General features: G+C 62.2%; 15 protein-coding genes and 1 tRNA gene. 8 read left to right on the top strand and 8 right to left on the bottom strand.

The genetic code is table 11. The features are described from left to right. Nucleotides 1-61 precede the first annotated feature (61 nt). Nucleotides 62-385 (bottom strand): hypothetical protein, encoded by a 324-nt coding sequence (locus OIS53_RS16195; protein WP_264679614.1) that lies wholly within the window; start codon nt 383-385, stop codon nt 62-64. Nucleotides 386-599: 214 nt separating this feature from the next. Here OIS53_RS16195 and hemB point away from each other — a divergent pair, with 214 nt between their 5' ends. The 3 genes from hemB to OIS53_RS16180 all read left to right on the top strand — a co-directional run bounded on the left by hemB (nt 600) and on the right by OIS53_RS16180 (nt 7,140). Next, on the top strand, nt 600-1,592 hold the full coding sequence (gene hemB, locus OIS53_RS16190) for a porphobilinogen synthase (protein WP_264679613.1): 993 nt from the start codon (nt 600-602) through the stop codon (nt 1,590-1,592). A 578-nt stretch (nt 1,593-2,170) separates the two neighbouring features. After that, nucleotides 2,171-6,262 (top strand): PQQ-dependent sugar dehydrogenase, encoded by a 4,092-nt coding sequence (locus OIS53_RS16185; protein WP_264679612.1) that lies wholly within the window; start codon nt 2,171-2,173, stop codon nt 6,260-6,262. Nucleotides 6,263-6,588: 326 nt separating this feature from the next. Beyond that, nucleotides 6,589-7,140 carry a GNAT family N-acetyltransferase gene (locus OIS53_RS16180; protein WP_264679611.1) on the top strand — a complete coding sequence of 184 codons (552 nt, stop codon included), beginning with the start codon at nt 6,589-6,591 and terminating at the stop codon, nt 7,138-7,140. Between the two features lie 170 nt (nt 7,141-7,310). Here the strand turns inward: OIS53_RS16180 and OIS53_RS16175 are convergent, their stop codons facing one another. Both OIS53_RS16175 and OIS53_RS16170 read right to left on the bottom strand, forming a co-directional pair. Next, nucleotides 7,311-7,730 (bottom strand): DUF2141 domain-containing protein, encoded by a 420-nt coding sequence (locus tag OIS53_RS16175; RefSeq protein WP_264679610.1) that lies wholly within the window; start codon nt 7,728-7,730, stop codon nt 7,311-7,313. 584 nt (nt 7,731-8,314) lie between these two features. Beyond that, nucleotides 8,315-9,724, bottom strand: coding sequence for an APC family permease (locus tag OIS53_RS16170; protein WP_264679609.1), 1,410 nt, complete (start codon nt 9,722-9,724; stop codon nt 8,315-8,317). 302 nt (nt 9,725-10,026) lie between these two features. On the opposite strand from OIS53_RS16170, the gene OIS53_RS16165 reads away from it, so the two are divergent. After that, complete coding sequence (locus OIS53_RS16165; protein ID WP_264679608.1) at nt 10,027-11,229, top strand: glycoside hydrolase family 1 protein; 1,203 nt, start codon at nt 10,027-10,029, stop codon at nt 11,227-11,229. A gap of 304 nt (nt 11,230-11,533) precedes the next feature. Here OIS53_RS16165 and OIS53_RS16160 read toward each other — a convergent pair whose 3' ends face one another. The 4 genes from OIS53_RS16160 to OIS53_RS16145 form a co-directional block, all read right to left on the bottom strand. Further along, on the bottom strand, nt 11,534-13,069 hold the full coding sequence (locus OIS53_RS16160) for a PA14 domain-containing protein (RefSeq protein WP_264679607.1): 1,536 nt from the start codon (nt 13,067-13,069) through the stop codon (nt 11,534-11,536). Between the two features lie 612 nt (nt 13,070-13,681). Then, nucleotides 13,682-14,383 (bottom strand): hypothetical protein, encoded by a 702-nt coding sequence (locus tag OIS53_RS16155; RefSeq protein ID WP_264679606.1) that lies wholly within the window; start codon nt 14,381-14,383, stop codon nt 13,682-13,684. A 180-nt stretch (nt 14,384-14,563) separates the two neighbouring features. Then, nucleotides 14,564-14,917, bottom strand: a complete 354-nt coding sequence (locus tag OIS53_RS16150) for a hypothetical protein (protein ID WP_264679605.1) — start codon at nt 14,915-14,917, stop codon at nt 14,564-14,566. Between the two features lie 78 nt (nt 14,918-14,995). Continuing rightward, nucleotides 14,996-15,514, bottom strand: coding sequence for a hypothetical protein (locus tag OIS53_RS16145; RefSeq protein WP_264679604.1), 519 nt, complete (start codon nt 15,512-15,514; stop codon nt 14,996-14,998). 207 nt (nt 15,515-15,721) lie between these two features. On the opposite strand from OIS53_RS16145, the gene pheS reads away from it, so the two are divergent. The 4 genes from pheS to OIS53_RS16125 all read left to right on the top strand — a co-directional run bounded on the left by pheS (nt 15,722) and on the right by OIS53_RS16125 (nt 18,487). Beyond that, nucleotides 15,722-16,843 carry a phenylalanine--tRNA ligase subunit alpha gene (gene pheS, locus OIS53_RS16140; RefSeq protein WP_264682382.1) on the top strand — a complete coding sequence of 374 codons (1,122 nt, stop codon included), beginning with the start codon at nt 15,722-15,724 and terminating at the stop codon, nt 16,841-16,843. 56 nt (nt 16,844-16,899) lie between these two features. Further along, nucleotides 16,900-17,787 (top strand): 3-hydroxyacyl-CoA dehydrogenase NAD-binding domain-containing protein, encoded by an 888-nt coding sequence (locus OIS53_RS16135; protein WP_264679603.1) that lies wholly within the window; start codon nt 16,900-16,902, stop codon nt 17,785-17,787. 96 nt (nt 17,788-17,883) lie between these two features. Next, entirely contained in the window at nt 17,884-18,315 is a 432-nt protein-coding gene (locus tag OIS53_RS16130) for a Rieske (2Fe-2S) protein (RefSeq protein ID WP_264679602.1), read from the top strand. A gap of 95 nt (nt 18,316-18,410) precedes the next feature. Next, nucleotides 18,411-18,487, top strand: a tRNA-Asn gene (locus tag OIS53_RS16125). Between the two features lie 227 nt (nt 18,488-18,714). Here OIS53_RS16125 and OIS53_RS16120 read toward each other — a convergent pair. Beyond that, nucleotides 18,715-19,587, bottom strand: coding sequence for an ankyrin repeat domain-containing protein (locus OIS53_RS16120; RefSeq protein WP_264679601.1), 873 nt, complete (start codon nt 19,585-19,587; stop codon nt 18,715-18,717). Nucleotides 19,588-19,662: the final 75 nt, after the last annotated feature.

The following is a 19,662-nucleotide window of genomic DNA, read 5'->3' as shown; positions in this document are numbered from 1 at the left end:
GCGTCCCTACTCCGTCTGGCCGCTACAAAAACTATCTTCAACTACTTCCTGAAGGTCTGGCCTAGGAACCCTGGTTGGGGCGGCCGGCCTGAGAGGTGCTGTCGTTGGGCTGGTTGTTGCGAAACTCTTTGTCGGAGCTGTCGGCGCCACGCTCATCCGAGGAATTGGCGTGGGAGCCCTGGGGGCTGTGCTCTTCGGGGTCGTACTTGCCTTTCTTGGCGCCACCGCTGTGGCTCTCGCGGCTGGGCTTGTTTTCGCCGCGGGTGTTGTCGGCGCCGCCGGCTACGGGGCCTTCGTGGGGGCCGTCGGGCTGGCCGCTTACGCCGCCAACTTCTTTCCCGAACGTTTCGCCGGGCTGGTCAACATTCTTCTTGTTGTTGCTCATAGCTAAAGGTTGTGTTTGGTTGAGTAGTGAGTGACTACAGCCGCTGTGGCCGTTGGTACGTACGGGCGTGGGGTGCCGTGGGGTTAGGAAAAAGTGGTGCTTTCGGGTAAGACCCTGTAGCCATAAGCACTGCCACCCCCGGCCGCAGTTCGCCAATCGGGGCAACCTTACCTTTGCGGCGGCTGTTTCGCTCTGTTCCATCTTCTGTTCTGCTATGCCGCTACTTCCCACCCACCGCCCCCGCCGCAACCGTAAGTCGGAGGTGATTCGCAACCTGGTGCAGGAAAACACCCTGACCGTCAACGACTTCATCTACCCGGTTTTTCTGATTGAAGGGCAGAACCAGGCCGTCGAAATCCACTCCATGCCCGGCATCTACCGTCTGTCGGCCGACCGGCTACTCGACGAAATCGGGCAGTGCGTGGAGTTGGGCATCCGGGCTTTTGCCCCGTTTCCGGGCCTGCCAGACGCCGTGAAAGACCGGCTGGCCACCCAGAGCACCAATCCCGACGGCCTGTACCTGAAAACCATTGCCGAAATCAAGCGCCAGTACCCCGGCGTGGTGCTGATGACCGACGTAGCCATGGACCCCTACTCTTCCGACGGGCACGACGGCGTGGTAGACCCCGAGTCGGGCGAAATTCTGAACGACGCCACCCTGGAGATCCTGGGGCAGATGGCCCTGGCCCAGGCCCGCGCCGGCAGTGACATCATCGGGCCGAGCGACATGATGGACGGACGCGTGGCCTGGATTCGGGAGGTGCTGGACAGCAACGCCTTCAGCCACGTAAGCATCATGAGCTACACGGCCAAGTACGCCTCGGCTTTCTACGGCCCCTTCCGCGACGCCCTGGACTCGGCCCCCAAGCGCGGCGACAAAAAAACCTACCAGATGAACCCCGCCAACCGCCGCGAGGCCCTGCGTGAGCTACAGCTCGACGAGCAGGAAGGCGCCGACATGGTGATGGTGAAGCCCGCCCTAAGCTACCTCGACGTAATTCGGGACGTGCGCCAGCACACCACCCTGCCCGTGACGGCCTACAACGTGAGCGGGGAGTACGCCATGGTGAAAGCCGCCGCCCAAAACGGCTGGCTCGATGGCGAAAGGACCATGCTGGAAGTGCTGCTCAGCATCAAGCGCGCCGGCGCCGACGCCATTCTCACCTACTTCGCCAAAGAAGCCGCCCAGGTGCTGCGCCGGGGGTAGCCGTCGACAAAGTCTGGTGTTTAGACTGTTTTGCTTGGGCTGCTTACAAGCAATGAAGCTGTTTAGGAAGTCGAAAGACCGTCATGCTGAGCTTGCCGAAGCATCTCTCCCGCTTCGTTGAGCAGGCGTCAGGAGTTAGCCAGAGGTAGAGATGCTTCGGCTGCGCTCAGCGTGACGGGCTAGCGACTTTCTAAACAGCTTCTATATGAAGCAGAACCGCCTGTTATCAGTGCGCTGGGTACTACAGCGGGTTTGTAGCGCGAAGCCCCACTTCGCGCGTCGCTAGAACGAAATAAGCGGCGCGGCTACCAACAACGACCCGCGAAGCGAAAACTTTGCGCTATGGGCCCCGCTCGTGCTTGAGGCATGTAAGCAAACACCACCGGACGCTCCAAATGGGGCGTCCGGTGATGTTTCAGCTCGGCAATACTTGTTGGTTATTAACTATTTGCTCTTGAAATAACCGAAATTTCATAATACATCTGGTAAAGTAAATTCCTATCTTCATCTAGTTCTATTTCCTGCTCTCTTTTACCCTTTGCGCTTCGAGTTCATGTTCCACTTTCTACCCAAACCCTATGAAAACACTTTTGCCACTTTCCCCGGCTGCGCTGCGCCGGCCGCGTCCGTATGCGACGGGTAAGCTGTTGCGCTTTTGGCTGCTCGTGCTGCTGGGGGTGCTGCTCAACATCGTTTCCTGGGCCCAGACCTTTCCCACGGGCTTCAGCCAGGTGCAGGTAGCCAACGGCATCAGCAACCCCACGGTAGTGGCGTTTGCCCCGGACGGACGCATTTTCGTGGGGCAGCAGGCCGGGGCCCTGCGCGTAATCAAGAACGGCAGCCTGCTGAGCACGCCCTTCGTGAGTTTGAGCGTGAACTCCAGCGGGGAGCGGGGCCTGATTGGCATTGCCCTCGACCCCAATTTCAGCGCCAACGGCTACGTCTACCTCTACTACACGCTGGCCGACGGCAGCCGCAACCGCATCAGCCGCTTCACGGCCGCTGGCGACGTGGCCGCGGCGGGCAGCGAGGTGGTGCTGCTGGACCTGGACCCGCTTAGCTCGGCCACCAACCACAACGGCGGAGCCATGAACTTCGGCCCCGACGGCAAGCTCTACGTGGCCATCGGCGAAAATGCCAATACCAGCCACGCCCAAAACCTGGACACCTACCACGGCAAGATGCTGCGCCTCAACCCCAACGGCTCAGCCCCCGCCGACAACCCCTACACCACCGGCACCGAGCAGAAAAAGCGGGTGTGGAGCTACGGCCTGCGCAACCCCTACACGTTTGCCATTCAGCCCGCCACGGGCCGCATTTTCGTCAACGACGTGGGCCAGAGCACCTGGGAGGAAATCAACGACGCCACCAGCGGCGGCCTGAACTTCGGCTGGCCCGCCACGGAGGGCCCCACCACGGCGGCTAACGTAGCGGCGCCGGTGTTCAGCTACCAGCACGGCTCCGGCGACGGGCGCGGCTGCGCCATCACGGGCGGCACCTTCTTCAACCCCGCCAGCACCAACTACCCCAGCCAGTACACCGGCAAGTATTTCTACCAGGACCTCTGCAACCAGTGGATTAATTACATCGACGTGTCGGGCAGCACGGCGGTGCGCTCGGCGTTTGCCACCGGTTTGCCCGGCAACGCCGTGGGCCTCACCACCGGCGTCGACGGCAACCTCTACTACCTGAGCCGCAGCGCCGGGGCCCTGTACCGGGTGGTGTACACGGCTCCGGCCACGGCGCCCAGCATCAGCACCCAGCCCGCCAGCCGGAGCGTGGCGCCGGGGCAGTCGGCTTCCTTTACGGTGCAGGCCACGGGCACGGCCCCGCTCAGCTACCAGTGGCAGAAAGACGGCGTGAACATCAGCGGGGCCACTGGCGCCACCTATACCATTGCCAGCGTAACGGCCGCCGACGCCGGGCAGTACCGGGTGGTGGTGAGCAACGCGGCTGGCTCCGTGACCAGCGCGGCGGCCACACTCACGGTTACAGCCCCCAACACGGCTCCCGTCGCCCAGATTCTGACCCCGGCCGAGGGCACCACCTATGTAGCGGGCACCACGTTTTCGTTTTCCGGGGAGGCTACCGATGCCGAGGATGGCACCCTGCCGGCCAGCGCCTTCAGCTGGCGCGTAGATTTGCACCACAACGTGCACGTGCACGACGGCACGCCCTTCAACCAGGGCAGCAAAACCGGTACGTTCACCATTCCCAACGTCGGCCACACCGAAACCGACGTGTTCTACCGCCTCTACCTGACGGTGACGGACGCCGGCGGCCTTACGCACACGGTGTACCGCGACTTGCAGCCGCGCCTCACCACCCTCACCTTTGCCACCAGTCCGGCCGGCTTGCAGCTGACCCTGGAAGGCCAGCCCCTGACTACGCCGGCCACCGTGCCCAGCGTGGAAGGCGTGCTGCGCACCCTGGGCGTGGTGAGCCCGCAAACCGTGAACGGCGTGACGTATGAATTTGTGAGCTGGAGCCAGGGCGGCAGCGCCACTCAAACCATTGCCACCCCCACCGACGACGCCACCTACACGGCTACCTTCCGGGCGGTGGCCGCCCAGGCCGTTACCAGCTTCACGCTCATCAACGCCGACACCGACCAGCCCATCAGCGGCTTCGACCCGATACCGGCCGGGGCCGTGTTTAATCTGGCTACTCTGCCCACGCGCAACCTCAGCATCCGGGCCAATACCAACCCGGCCACCGTGGGCAGCGTGCGGTTTGCCTACGACGGCAACGCTAACTTCCGCACCGAGAGCTTCGTGCCCTACGCCATTGCCGGCGACAATGGAGCCACGGACTATCTGCCCTGGACGCCAACCGTGGGCAGCCATACGCTCACGGCTACGCCCTACTCGGCGGCTAATGCCGGCGGCACGGCCGGCCAGGCTCTTACCCTCAACTTCACCGCCACCGATGCCTCGTTGCGCGTGCCCGAAGGTATTGTGGGCTCCAATCCGGGGCTGCAATACTACCTCTACGAAGGCACCTGGGACGCCCTGCCCAACTTTGCCACGATAAGCCCGGTGGTTAGCGGCGGGGTACCCACGTTCAGCCTGGCCCCGCGCCGCCGCGACAATGAGTTTGCCTTCCGCTACACGGGCTACGTGCAGGTGCCTCAGGACGGCGTGTACACCTTCTATACCAACTCCGACGACGGCTCCCGTCTCTACATCGGTACGGAACTGGTAGTGAACAACGACGGCCTGCACGCAGCCCAGGAACGCTCCGGCACTATTGGTTTGCAGGCGGGCGTGCACGCCATTACCGTCGATTTCTTCGAGAAGTTCGGCGGGCAGGTGCTGGATGTGAGCTACGCCGGGCCGGGCCTGAGCAAGCAGGTAATTCCGGCGTCGGCCCTGTTCCTGCAAGTCAGCGGCGCGGCCTCGCTGCGGCCCGCCGACAACCCGGCCAACACGGTAGCCGGCCTGCGCTACGACTACTACGAAGGCACCTGGGATGCCCTGCCCAACTTCGCGGCCCTCACCCCGGTGAAGAGCGGCTCCAATGCTGCCCTCGACTTGTCGCCGCGCGACCGGAACGACCAGTTTGCCTTCCGCTACACAGGCTTTGTGGAAATTCCCGAGGATGGTACCTACTCGTTCTATCTGAACTCCGACGACGGCAGCCAGCTCTACATCGGCGACCAGCTGCTGGTGAACAACGACGGCCTGCACTCCGCCCAGGAACGCTCGGCCAACATCGGGCTCAAGGCCGGCCTGCACGCCATCACCGTCACGTACTTCGAAAAGTTTGGGCAGGAAGTTTTCCAGGTGAGCTACTCGGGCGCCTTGCTCAGCAAGCGGCAGCTGGACTTCAACATGCTGCGGCAGAGCAACCCCGGCAACCTGCCCTTCATTGCCCTCAACTCCGGGGGCCGGCCCGAAGGCCGCTTCCTGGCCGATAACTTCTTCACCAACCAGGGCCCTACGGGGGTAGCCTCCGGCACCACGGCGGCCATCGACGTGAGTGGCGTAACCAACCCGGCGCCCCCGGCCGTGTACCAGACCCAGCGCGAAGCTACCGGCAACATACCCGTTGTGTACCGCATCACGTCGGGCCTGGTAGCGGGCCAAACCTACACGGTGCGCCTGCACTTCGCCGAAATCGACTACACCAGCGTGGGCCAGCGCCGCTTCAACGTGCTGCTGTTCAGCGGGGGCACCTCCACTACCCTGCTCAGCAACTTCGACATTGTGGCGGCAGCCGGTGGGCCCAACAAGGCCGTGGTGCGCGAATTCACCTTCACGGCCCAGCCCCTGACCAGCTCCACCGGCTACCTGTTCCTGCGCTTCGACTACGGCGCCGCGGGTGAGCCCACGGTAAGCGGCATTGAAGTGGTGCCGGCCGGTACGGCCAACGTAGCCGCTCAGCAGCCCACCAAGTCGAAGAACCGGGCTGCTAAGCTAAACGTGCGCCTCTACCCCAACCCGGCCCGCGACGAAGCCACCATCAGCCTGGAAGCCTCCAGCGCCCACGATACCCACGTGGAAGTGCGCGACGCCCTGGGCCGCCGCGTGGTGAACTTCACTCAGCCCACGCCCGCCGGCCACCAGGAGTTGCGCCTGCCGCTCACCGGCCTGGCCAACGGCGTGTACATGCTCACCGTGGAGCATGGCACTGAACGCAGCGTGCAGCGCCTCACCGTCGAGAAATAACCGCCAGGCTTTTGCCTCGCACCGTAACAAGGGCTGCTCCGTTGGGGCAGCCCTTTTTAGTGAAGCTGTGTAAGAAACTACTGTACCATCATGCTTCGGCTGCGCTTAATAGGACGGGCACAGATGCCTTAAACAACTTCCTAAACCGATTCCTGTGCTCCAAGCTCGAAACAGGCGTTGCTGGTGTAGCTTTCCACAGCGTGGTAAGGTTGCGGCTAAGGCAAAGCGGCGCATATTTTCACGAGTTGGTTTGGCATAAGTTGTTCCAGCCAACGCCCGGCAAAACTTTACAGGCACTATTCAGCGACTATTGCCTAAGGTTCTTCTTGCTACCTTCTCGCCTCTACCTTCTCACTTCTACCTCCTCCATGCTCACCCTGCGCCCGGCCACGGCCGCCGACTTGCCGGCTATTCTGCGCATCGTCCGCCACGTGGTGCCGCTGATGCAGGCCAGCGGCAACCAGCAATGGTCGCTTGATTATCCCAATGAGGAAGTGTTTCGGCGCGACCTGGAACGCGGGCACCTGTGGGTAGCCGAGCTGGACGGCCGCGTGGCCGCCGCCGCTGCCCTCACCCACAACGACCAGGACCCCGAGTACGCCCAAGCCGACTGGGACCCGCTGGAGCCGGCCCTCGTTACGCACCGTCTGGCCGTGGACCCCGCCGCCCAGGGCCAGGGTCTGGCTGCGGCCTTGCTCGGGCAGGCTGAGGAACTGGCCCGCCAGCAGAACCTGCGCGTGCTCCGCGTCGATACCAACTCCGAAAACCAAGCCACCCAGTGCCTGTTCCCCAAGCTGGGCTACCGCTTCGTCGGCGAAATCACCCTGGCGTTTCGGCCCGGCCTGCGGTTTTTCTGCTACGAGAAGTGGGTAGGCTGAACCGAGTACCCAAAGACTCAGCCACCTCACCGCCGCCGGTAACCAACCCCGAACGGGTTGACAATATTCCGTGGCAAAGCCCGCACGGTACATGGGAAGTTGCTGCCGGAAACAGTGCGCTACTCTCCAGGCCTTCTGCTTCCTACCAAAATCTTTGTTGTCAGGTCCCCTTAAAATATACTAGCCAGCTTAATTGCTGCCGGTTTCGATGCGAGGCTGTGTTCAACTACAGCAGACTCAAAATTTGGCATACCTAATGGCTTGTAATTGTTTCCAAAGCCTATCGGTTCTTTTGGGATTCCTAAGAAATTTTGGTCTAGCTTATCATTGTTATTTATATCCTGAAAAATAGATACGGCATATTTACCGTATGGCACATTGAATGAAGCGGTTTTGGAATTTTCATCCGCGGTTATAATCATTGTTTTATAAGGATTTTGTAGCCAGCCAGACTTGTCTTTGTAGATGGCAACAATAACTTTCCCTTTATTCTTCTGAATATTTACTATTTCAATACGTAATGCTGACTGCTGACTTAAAGACTCGGGCGCAGACAGCGCCATTGCCAGCGGGAGAAGAATAAAAACCAAGGTCTTGTAGCTAAGCATTGCTTCCGGTTTTTAAAGTTTCAAACTCATTGGCTTTCATCAGGCAGCACCTGCACTTCTGCAAGCCTTACAGCACTTTACGAACAATGTGCGCTCCGGTCCAGTGGCTTGTGGAGTCCACCGGACCGATTGCCGTTTGCTGACTTCCGCACAGCCTTATTCTGGCACCCTCGTTCCGGCGAAAACCGGTCCGGCTTCAAGGATTTCGTTATCAACCTGCTGCTTCCCACCACCACTCAAAAAGAGAAGCAAAAAGTTGTAATCTGCCCTAAAAAGAGGCGTGGGCGACTTTATAAAGGATGAAGCAATAGACAAAGGGTATATCTGTAGTTGACTTACCTGAAACAGAAAAGCTTTGGTGGTTGTGTCCATATACTGGGCAACAAACCTTTCGTGATTTAAAATATCGAAACTCTTGTGATTCATGCCTCTTACGTTCTGTCCATTGAATGGGCCTTGGTAAAACGTTCGGTGTAAAGCCGCAGTTGGCGAGGCGAGCTTATAGAAGCTCCTCAAGCTACTTCTCGCAGGGCCTGGACGTTGAGGAGGCGCGGCCCTCTGCCGCATCAGGCAGGCGGGGAGTCAACTCTGGAAGAGCGTTCTGAGGCAAACGGCCACCGCCCCAGCCGCCGGCTCCAGAGCAGAAACGCCAACACCCCCGCCCCAATCACCGCCAGCCCCGACAGCATAAACACCGGCCCGGTGCTCACAAACACCCACAGCCACACGGCCACGGCCAGCACCACCGGCAGCGGGTACAGCGGCATCCGAAACGGCAGGCCCTGGGTGCCCCGGCGGCGCCGCAATAGCACCAGCCCCACGGCCTGGCCCACAAACTGCACCAGGATGCGCATGGCCAGAATGGCGCTGATAACCTCGCCCAGTCGGAACAGCAGGCTAAACACAAACCCCACACCTCCCAGCAGCAGGAGCGACACGTGCGGAAATTGCTTGGTGGGGTGGGTGCGGGCAAACACCGGCAGAAACTCCCCATCAGCGGCGGCGGCGTACGGAATGCGCGAGTAGCCCAGTAGCACCGCAAACAGCGAGGCAAACGCCACCCACAGCACCAGAGCCGTGGCTACCTGCGCCGCCCCCGGCCCGTAGAGCTTCTCCACAAAGGCGCTGACGATAAACTCGGAGTGCTGGGCCTCCTGCCACGGAATAACGGAGCCCACACTCCAGTTGAGCAGCAAGTACAGCGCCATAATGCCCAGAATGCTCAGGAAGATGCTGCGCGGAATCAGCTTGTGCGGCTCCTGCACCTCCCCGCCCAGGTGGCACACGTTGTAGTAGCCCAGGTAGGAGTAGATGGTTTTGACCGTGGCCTGGCCCGTGGCGGCGGCCAGCAGCACGCCCGGCACGGCCGCTACGCCGCCTTCCGGCAGCCAGGCTACCGGGTGCGTGGCGTGCGTAAGGCCGCCCCAAATCAGCCAGCCCATGAGGCCCAGCACGCCCACCCACAGCAGCACGCCCAGCCGCCCAATGTCCTCGATGCGGCGGTAGAGCAAGGCAATGAGCAGCACCACCACGGCCCCGCTCACTAGCTTGGGCTGCCACCACTCGCGCAGCGGCACCAGGTAGCCGAAGTACTGCGCAAAGCCAATAGCCCCCGAAGCCACCACCAGCGGGGCCTGCACCAGCGTCTGCCACACGTACAGAAACGACAGCAGCCGCCCCCACTTCTGCTCCCCGTAGGCCAGCTTCAGAAACCGATACGAGCCCCCGGCCTCGGGGTGGGCTGCGCCCAGCTCACTCCAAATCAGCCCATCCATCAGACTCAGGCCCGCGCCTACCAGCCAGGCCAGCAGGAAGTTAGGCCCCATAAACCCCATCACCAGCGGCAGGGTCACGAAGGGCCCGATGCCTACCATGTCAATCATGTTCAGGGCCGTGGCCTGCCACAACCCCAGGCGGCGGCGCAGCGGGGGCGGAGTGGGAGCAGATGATGGCGAAGCAGCGGGGGCGTGCGACATAGGCGGCAAGGGCTTGGCAGATAAAAGCCGGACGCGGGACAATTGTTCGACGGCGGAGCTGGAACCTCGGTTCCACTGCCTGCGTACCACGGGCAGCGCACCGGCGGGGTACGGCCGTACCTTTCTGCCTCCCCAATAGCGGCGGCGGCCGTGTCGGCCACCCAGCAGGCCACGCCGGGTGCCTTGCTGGTGCCTGAGGTCTTTCCGCTTTTCAGCGTATCAGACTGAAAGGTGGCGGTTTCTTTCTTGTTTCCGTCCGGGAGCCTTGCCGGTTGCCGGACGGCTTTTTGTAGCCTTTGTCTATGCTCCATCCTTTCCTCGCCGACTCTCCTTTCCGCTCATTCTGGATGGCTGGTTTTGAATGCACCGACCAGCAGAACGCCTTTGGCCACCGGGTTGATTTCCTGACCCTGACTGGCCACCTCCAGCTGCTCGATACTGATTATCAGCTTATTCAGCAGCAAGGCATGAGTACGGCCCGCGAGGGTATCCGCTGGAGCCAGGTGGAGCGCACGCCCTACCACTACGACTGGAGCACCGTGCAAACCTTGCTCGACGCCGGCCAGCGCCACGGCGTGCAGCAGGTCTGGGACTTGTGCCACTTCGGCTACCCCGACGACTTGACGCCCCTGCACCCCATGTTTGCACGGCGGTTTGCGGCCCTGTGCCGGGCTTTCGTGGATTTCTACCGCGGCCAGCGCCCCGACGACGTGCTTATCGTCACGCCCATCAACGAGGTGAGCTTTATGAGTTGGCTGGGCGGCGACGTGCGCGGCACCTCGCCCTACTGCGTGGGCCAGGGTTGGGAAGTGAAGCGCGGCCTGATGCGGGCCTACATCGAGGGCGTGGCCGCCCTGCGCGAAGCCGACCCCAGCATCCGCATTCTGACCACCGAGCCTCTCATCAACATTGTGCCGCGCCTGGGGGCTCCTCGCCACGAGCGGGACCGGGCCCGGGACTTCGACATTCACCAGTTTCAGAGCGTGGACATGCTGGCCGGCTACTTGTGCCCCGAGTTGGGGGGCCGCCCGGAATACCTCGACCTGCTGGGCTTCAACTACTACTACGACAACCAGTGGCAGCTGGACCCGCACCACAAGCTGCCCTGGGCCAACGAAGGCCGCGACCCGCGTTTCAAGCCCTTGCACAAGCTGCTCGACCGGGCCTACCGCCGCTACGGCCGCCCCGTGGTGCTCACCGAAACCAGCCACCCCGGCGAGCATCGCCCGCAGTGGCTACAAATGATAACCCGCGAGTCGGTGGCGGCGTTGCGGGCCGGCGTGCCGCTGCTGGGCGTCTGCCTCTACCCCATCATCGACCGGCCCGACTGGGACCACCTTACGCCCTGGCACCGCGCCGGCCTCTGGGACGCTGACCCCCACCATTCCGAGCCCGGCCTCACCCGCCTGCTCCACCAGCCCTCCGCCGAGGCCTTGCGCCAGGCCCAGCGCAAAGTGGCCGCTGCCCTGGCTCCGCGCCGCAAGCAGGAAGTTGCCCTGCTGTAGCAAGGCTGCACATAGCACTAGCACCGCACTGCGGGCCTTAGTGTGCAGTTGCTGGGTGGAGTATGCGTATGTAAGGCAATGTGCCATTCAGTGTTATCAGCCTCTTTTTTGGAGAGAATGAGGTAACGCGCACCAGCAAAACGAAATCAATACACAGTTCAGCGAACAGCCATACGCTGGCCGGTACGGCTCGGCCGGATGCTGCACGGCAGGCTCGTGTTGTATGCTGACATAAAAAATCCGCCGTGGCACCCCTTCGGCTGTCACGGCGGATTTTTGTAGTGTCAAACTCAAACTGGCCCGTCTACTTCGGCTGTGAGGCGGTGCCGGCGGCAGCGTCGGGGCTGTCAGGGTTAGAGGCAGCATCGGCCGTGGGGCGGCGAATTGAGAGTTGATGCCGGGTGTTGTCGATGCCGACGGTGAGGTTGAGGTAATAGTCTCCGGCCGGCAAGCCCGTAAAGTCCAGCGTCTGGTGATGGGGGCCGGCAGCCTGCTTACGGTAGTCGGACACTCGCACAGCTACCCCGCGCTGGTTGTAGAGCACCCAACCCAGGGGCTTATCTTCTTTCAGCTGGTAAACCATCTGCACAATGCCGTTGGATGGGTTGGGGTACACGCTTAGCTTATGCGCCCCCACACCCCGCGTCAGCTGGGCGGCAGCAGCCACCGGCACCTGCTCCGACGTTGCTGGCTCCAGCTTCCAATGCTGGTTTTCACGGTTGGCGTAGCGCCACTGCTGGAAGCCACCATCCACGGAATCCTTGGAAGTCAGGGCCTTGCGGCTGTGCTTGGCGATAAGCTTGTAGTAGCCATTGCCGGCATCTTCAATTTTCCAGAGCTGGTTGTTGCCGCTGTAAAAGCTCCACAAGCTCAGCGGAGCACCGTTGGAGGTAGAGCTGCCCAGCACTTCCAGCACCTTGTTGCTGCCCTGCACCAGCAGGCGGTAGTAGCCATCAGCGGCGGGCTCCAGGCGCCATTGGGGGGCGGGGTTGCGGCCGGCTGCGGCCAGGGCCATCTGCTCGGCGCGGGTAGCGGGGCGGCCTTCGCCTACCTCCAATGCCTGGTTGGTGGAGCGCACCCGAAGCATGTATACCCCAGCCGTAGGCGGAGCCAGGGCTGGCGCGTCTTGAGCTGGGGCAGCTTTGGCAGGCTTGGCCGGGGCGGGCTTAGCCGCTACGTCGGCCGGAGCTGCCGCCGGGTCGGCAGCATCTGCTTTGGGAGCCTTGGCCACTTTAGCCGGACGCTGGGGCGCGGGTGCGGGCTGGGGAGCAGGGGCTGGCTCAGGTGCCGGGGCCGGGGCTGCCGGGGCAGGAGCCGCCGCCACGGCACCAGCCGGGTCGGGGGTAGTGGGTGAGCCCAGGGGGTAGAGGTTGCTGGTTGGGATTACCTGCGCGGATTGTCCCGGCGGCACCCATTGCAGCTGAATGCTGGCCTCGCCCTCGGGGTCGTTGTACTCAAACTTGATAGAAGTCTTCTCGCCGGCGGCCAGGCTTACGGTGGCCGCACCACCGGAGCGTTTGCCATCCCAGGTGTCCAGCACCTTCTTGCCGTTCACCCACAGCCGCACCTCGTCGGTGGTTTGCGCCACGAAGCGGTAAGCGCCAGTGGTTGGCGCAGCCAGCAGGCCCTCCCAGCGTACCGAGAAGTTGTCTTCGGGCAGGCCCGGCGCCGGCGACGCCTTGGCCCAGCGGAAATCAATCAGCGGGTCCAGACGCGTGAGCATGGGCGTGCCCGCCAGACTGCCATTGTTGAAGTAGGAAGCCGTCAGGCCCGTGCCCGCTCCCTGAGCAGGAGCCGGCCGCTCACCACGTACCAGCGCAGGTACCGAAGCACCCGCCAAACTCGCACCAGCAGCAGCTGAAAAGGCGGCGGGTTTTGCACCAACGAAACCCAGCCCGACTAATGAACAAAGTAGTAGATGCCGCACAGCTAAAAGGGGTTGAATGAACAATCAGAAAGCATGAGCCGCCACTTGCTACTCACGTACCATAGCCGGGATACGGGCCTGTTGCCGTCGAACCCCTGAGGCAATATAAGACTTTTCGTCTACCACTGCCCGGTGCCGGTCCACTCGCGCGGGGTACCGGCCTACAAATATGGGGCTTTACGTACGCTTCACCAGGCTTGTACTTCTTTTTGATGATTATATTATTTCGGCCTTACGGCTCTGCGTCTACCCAACGTGCCTAAAAGGCACTTTCTAGTACTGCGGCTCGTGTTGCTTTCTGGTCCGGAGCCAAAACTTTTCAGCCGGAAACAGCTGCCTGCCTTTCGCTTGTCATTTTCCTGGTTGCAGCCACTCGTCTTGTTTCTGACTGCTCGGCCAGGCCACTGGTGATGTACAGCTAAAGCTTTAACCCGCAAAAGGCTGGCCCGGACATCCGGACCAGCCTTTTGCGGGTAGTGTGCAGCAAGAAGAGCGTGCTTCTGCTGCTAAAGCTAATTGTGCAGCTTACCAGCCGCTGCCGCCCGAAGAGCCCCAGCCATCATCGGCTTTCTTTTTGGGAGCTGCTTTTTTAGCCGCGGGGGCCGCTTTTTTGGCGGCCGGAGCAGCGGTGGCGCCACCTGCTTTGGTGGGAGCAGTGCTGCCAGCAGCTTTAGCGGTTGTCTTAGCGGCGGGTGCTGGCGCGGAAGCCGGCTCGGGCTGGGCGGCTACGGGCTCGGGAGCGGGCGGCAGCACAACGGGGGCAGGAGGCGGAGCTACCGGAGCAGCGGCCCGCACCGAGCGGCGTACATAGGGAGCTAGCGGCCGGCCCCGGTAGTCGGTGGTAACGCGGCGGGAGGGTGCGGCCGTGAAGCCGGGCGCCAAGCTGGCCCCAATGGGCTGCATCTCAGCAGCAGGGGCGGCGCTGGCACCACCCGTAGCGGCACCACCTCCCCACTCGCCACCTGCCGAAGCCGGTGCGCTAGCGGCCGCCGGAGCCGCTGCGGGTGCAGCTTCCTCCACGGCCGGGGCAGCAGCGGGAGTTGCCTTAGCGGCGGCTTTGGGAGTAGCGGTGGTTTTCTTGGCCGGAGCGGCTTTCTTGGCCGGTGCTGGTGCCCCCCACCCATCCGACGAACCCCAGCCGTCGGATGATTTTTTGCTGCCCTGCGCGTACGCCGAGCTAGCCATCAACGCTCCACTCAGTAGCAGCGGAAAGAAAAGACGAGTCATGAAAACGAAGCTATGTAAGCAGTGAGACAGTAAAGGTACGCTACCCCAGGCAGGCCGGAAAATTCCCGGTGTTTTTTTGTGGCTAACGTCAGCTTCAGCCAGAAGTTCCTCCGGCTGGATTATTCAATGTGCCCGGCTTGGCACCTATCAAGCCTGAGCCAACTCGTTCGGCCCGGAGGTCTACCGCCTTGGAGGCTTAGGAGTGGTTTTCTGCTTGGTTTCTGTTCCTGACGAAATGGTGCTGGCGCCGGTAGCCGGCCGAGGGCTCTTTTTCTTCAGGGGCCGGCCCATGTAGTCGGTGGTGGGCGGGCTGGGCATGTTTAGGCGCAGGCCGGGCGCCAGCTTCAGGTTTTCCTCGTCGCGGCGGCCCGACCGGTCGTGGCGGGCGTAGGCCCCGGCGCGGGCCCTAGCGCGGGAGTTGCTGGTGCGGTGGTAGGCGGCTTTAGTGCGAGGCGTTGGGCGCCGTTGCTGGGCCCACAGCGCCAGGGTGGGCAGCAGCCACAGTAGCAGCAGAAAAATATACCGGAGTTTCATGGGTTGTTCAAAAAAGAAGGTGAGCCGTAATAGACTCACCCTCATACGGTTTCAACCAGAAAACAGCTACCTGCCCGCTTACCACGCGGAGCCCGCCGAGGTATTGGCCGTAACGGAAGTAGCGCCCGAGAGGCGGCGCACCGGCCGGCCGTGGTAGTCGGTGCTGGTGCCGCGGTAGGGGGCCGTGTTCATGCCCGGCGCTATCATCACCCCGGACGAAGCCATCATGGGGTCGTCGGACTTGTGGCGGACCGAGCGGGGGCGCTTGGACTTAGCTTTGGCCACGGGGCGGCCGTGGTAGTCGGTGCTCGTGGCGCGGTAAGGCGAGGAGCTCATGCCCGGCGCCACCAGCACCCCCGACGACTGCATCATGGGGTCGGCAGCCGAGGCGGGCGAAGTAGCATCGGCGGCCGTGCTCCAGCCATCGGCAGCCGGGGCCGGCGTAGTGGAGTTCCAGTCGTCGAGGTCAGAACGGTCGGAGGCGGCCGTGGTGGTGCGGGCCGGCGTTTTGCCGGAAGCGGCCGGGGAGATTTGGGCGTGAGCCGGGGCGCTGTACAGGGCTAGCAGGGCAGCGGCGGAAAAGAGAAAACGTTTCATGGGACTAGTGGCTTCGGAAAGGTGGATGCACTGCCCGGTACTCCGGGCCCGAAGCTGGCCGGCCAACGGGTGGCGCCCCACGTGTAGCCTGTTTTGCCGCTTCTGAGGTGGCTTAGGCTACAACCGTACCAAACTTTTGCGGGCCACCGACAGGCCACGGCTGGGGCTCGTCCACCCAATCTTCCTACCCGCTACCTTTGCGCTATGATGCAGGAGACTATTGCCCGGCTGCGGGCCGAAATCGAAGCCTACGACCTTTCTTCGCCGGAGCAGCTCGAGCAGTTCCGCCTGGCCTACACGGGCCGCAAGGGCCAGCTGGCTGATTTGTTCGACCAGCTCAAAACCGTGCCCCAGGAAGACCGCCGGGCCGTGGGCCAGGAGCTGAACCAGCTCAAGCAGCAGGCCGTAGCCAGGTTTGAGGCCCGCCGCCAGGAGCTGGAACAGGCCGCCGCCAACGCCCCCGCCGACCCCACCTTCGACTACACCTTGCCCCCGGTGCTGAACGCGCTGGGCACGCGCCACCCGCTGAGCCTGGTGCGCGAAGAAATGGTGCGCATCTTCTCCCGCATCGGCTTCAACGTGGCCGAGGGCCCCGAAATCGAGGACGACTGGCACAACTTCACCGCCCTCAACTTCCCCGACAACCACCCCGCCCGCGACATGCAGGACACATTTTTCGTGGCGGGTAAGAACGGAGAGCCTGAGGGGCCGAGGGCCTTGGATGAAAGCGTATCGGCCGGTAACACCACCGATACCCAAGACCCTAAGCTGCTAAGTCCCCAAGTCCCTAACCACCTCTTACGTACCCACACCAGCACGGTGCAGGTGCGGGTGATGGAAACCCAGCCCCTGCCCATTCGTAGCATCATGCCGGGGCGGGTGTACCGCAACGAGGCCATCTCGGCGCGGGCTCACATGATGTTTCATCAGGTAGAAGGCATCTATATTGATGAGAATGTGAGCTTTGCCGACCTGAAGCAGACCGTGTATTACTTCGTGCAGGAAATGTTCGGCCAGGACATCCAGATTCGCTTCCGGCCCTCTTTCTTCCCCTTCACGGAGCCCAGCGCCGAAATCGACATTACCTGCCTGATTTGCAAAGGCAAGGGCTGCAATATCTGCAAGGGCTCGGGCTGGGTTGAAATCGGGGGCTGCGGCATGGTCGACCCGAACGTGCTCCAGAATTGCGGCATCGACCCGGAGCGGTACTCCGGCTACGCCTGGGGCATGGGCATCGAGCGAATTACTATGCTCAAATACCAAATTAGAGACCTGCGCCTGTTCACCGAAAACGACCTGCGTTTTCTGCGGCAGTTTGAAAGCGCCTGATTCTGCGTCTTCGGCCCACTGCCGCTCACTTACTTGCTGACTCTACCCTGTTGTCTATGGCTGCCGCCTCACCTGATTCTGCTACTTCGCCGTTTGTTATTGGCAGCGTTGCCATTGTTGGGGCGGGCACTATGGGCTTGGGCATTGCGCAGGTGTGTGTGCAGCACGGCCTGCCTACTTTACTGTTCGACATCAACGCCGATTTGCTGCCCAAGGCCCAGGCGGCCATTGCGGCAGGCCTGGGCAAGCTGGTAGAAAAGGGCAAGCTGACCGAGGAAGCCCGCGACGCCGCCCTGGCCCGCCTGCACCTCACCACCGAGCTAACCGAGGTGCGCGCCGACCTCATCATCGAAGCCGTGGTGGAGAAGCTGGCCGTTAAGCATCAGCTGTTTCAGGAGGTAGCGGCCCTGAATCCGCCCACCGCCATTCTGGCCTCCAACACGTCTTCCCTCCCGATTACCCGCTTGGCGGCTCCCATTCCGCACCCCGAGCGGGTGGTGGGCCTGCACTTTTTCAACCCCGCTCCGCTCATGCAGCTGGTAGAAGTTATCAGCGGCGCCGCCACCGCCCCGGCCGTCGCCGAGGCCGTGTACCAGCTGGCCGAGCGGCTGGGCAAGAAGCCCGTGCGCGCCGCCGATGCGCCGGGCTTCATCGTAAACCGCGTGGCGCGGCATTACTACGTGGAAGGTCTGAAGCTGGTAGAGGAACGAGTAGCCCCGCTGGAGGTAGTGGACGAGCTGCTGGAGTCGGCCGGCTTCCGCATGGGTCCCTTTCGCCTCATGGACCTGATTGGGGTTGACACCAACTACTCGGTTACGGCGGCCATGTACGAGGCTTTCCACTTCGACCCTAAGTTTCGGCCCAGCCGCGTGCAGCAGCAGAAGGTAGACGCCGGCTACCACGGCCGCAAGTCGGGCCGCGGCTTCTACGAGTATCCGGCATAATGGCCGTTATCTGCCGCTGGCAGTACACCATTCGGGGCCCGGCTGCGTTTGCCGGAAACTACCGCCTGATTTGCTACGCTACCCATGTGCTTCCCCTTGTCTCTTCCAGATTCCGCCCGCCTGGTTTTCATTGCGGCCTGTGCTGTGCTGGCAGCTTGCTCTTCGTCGAGCCCTGACCCTAACCCGCAAATTCCGCTGGCCGCCGTCAACGAAATCGTCAACCTCACTAATCAGCAGAACAGTGCGTTGCGCTTCGATAATGGAGCTATTTACGTGAAGGGAGGCGTGCGCGGCATTATTGTAGTGCGCCAAAATGCCTCCTCCTTCCTGGCCTTCGAGCGGAACTGCCCCTACCAGCCCCTCGACACCTGCGCCCGGATCAAGATTGATCCTTTCCTGCGGTTATACGACCCGTGCTGCCAGTCGCAGTTCTCGCTGCAGGGCCAAGTGCAAGCTGGGCCCGCCACCCGTCCCCTGCGCCAGTACAACACTTCCTTGTCGGGCAACCTGCTAACAATCACGAACTAGCTGATCCGAAGAAAATATTTTGCGGTGCGGGTTTGCAGCTTCCAAAACTTTACCTAACATTGCACCCGCAATCAGCCACAATGCTATTGCCAACCGCTTCCTTAGCTCAGTCGGTTAGAGCATCTGACTGTTAATCAGAGGGTCCCTGGTTCGAGCCCAGGAGGGAGCGCCACTACCGAAGAAGCCCGCCGATACCCGGCGGGCTTCGTTGTTTTTAGGCCAGATAAGCTGGCATACGAATGCCCCTTGGCTGCTCACGACAACGAGGTTGCTGCTCCACGACTAAACTACTAAGCGCATTAAGTGAGCCAGGATAGCAGCACGCTTCTAATTCCTAAGGAATCAAGGTATCACCGTTGGTCTTCGGGGGGCGCAGTACCGGCAGCCTGATGGGCACAATTACACTTTTGCCGACGCCGCCCACTGCTCGTACGCTTTTTCAGCGGCTTGCTGTAAGTGCAGCAGTGCTACGCCATCGTCGGTGGGGCCTTGGGCAACAGCGGCTCGGTTGACGGCATCTTCCCAGTACCTTCCTTCGGGCGTGCGGTTCCACTGCTGCCGGAGCTTTTCTTCGGCGGCTCGTTGCTGGGCCCATGCCACACTGGGGTCGGGCACCGGAAAGGATACACCGCGAAGCTCCAGCAGCCGCTTCACCTGCCTGAGCCATTTATACTCTTCGCTTTCCGGCTCCAGATCGGCGGTTTGGACTGCAAAGGCTACTGTACCGCCGGAGCTGTCGGGCCGTTCAAAATCGGCGCCTTTGCCTAGCAGATAGTCCACTTGCTCATATTGGTTGAGGTAGGCGAGCAGCAGCATGGGAGTGGTGCCGTCGGGAGCCGTGCGGTTCAGGTCGGCGCCTGCTTCCACGAGCAGGCGCAGGGCCGACCAGTTGCGGGCGTGGATGGCATTAAATAACGCTGGCTCGCCCCGGTCCAGGCTGTTAGGGTCGCCACCGGCGGCCAGCAGCAGGCGCAGCGGCACCAGGTTGGGGAGGCCGGCCGCCAGTGCCACTGGCTGCACCAGCTCGCCTTCATCGGTCAGGGTTTCCCGATTAGGATTCGCGCGCCAGCGCAGCAGCGTTTGTAGGCACTCGTTACGTTGAATGCCAAAGGCAAAGAGCAGCAGCGTCAGGCCGCCCGCCCCGTGGCCGTCGGGGTCGAGGCCGGTGTACGCCAGCAGGCGTTCCAGCTCGGCCGTATCGCCGGCTATAATAGCCTGGGCGGCGGCCAGCTCGCGGCCACTGAAGTAAAGCTCAGGTTGCAAGGTCTCCATACAGCGGGGAAGTGCCAATAAAAAGGTCGGGGCGCGTAAAAGCGGTCTACGGTGGCTGTTGCAGGGTCTCTACCC

Source organism: Hymenobacter sp. YIM 151500-1, from assembly GCF_025979885.1.
Lineage (GTDB): Bacteria > Bacteroidota > Bacteroidia > Cytophagales > Hymenobacteraceae > Hymenobacter.
This window is presented reverse-complemented; position numbering and strand designations above follow the sequence as displayed.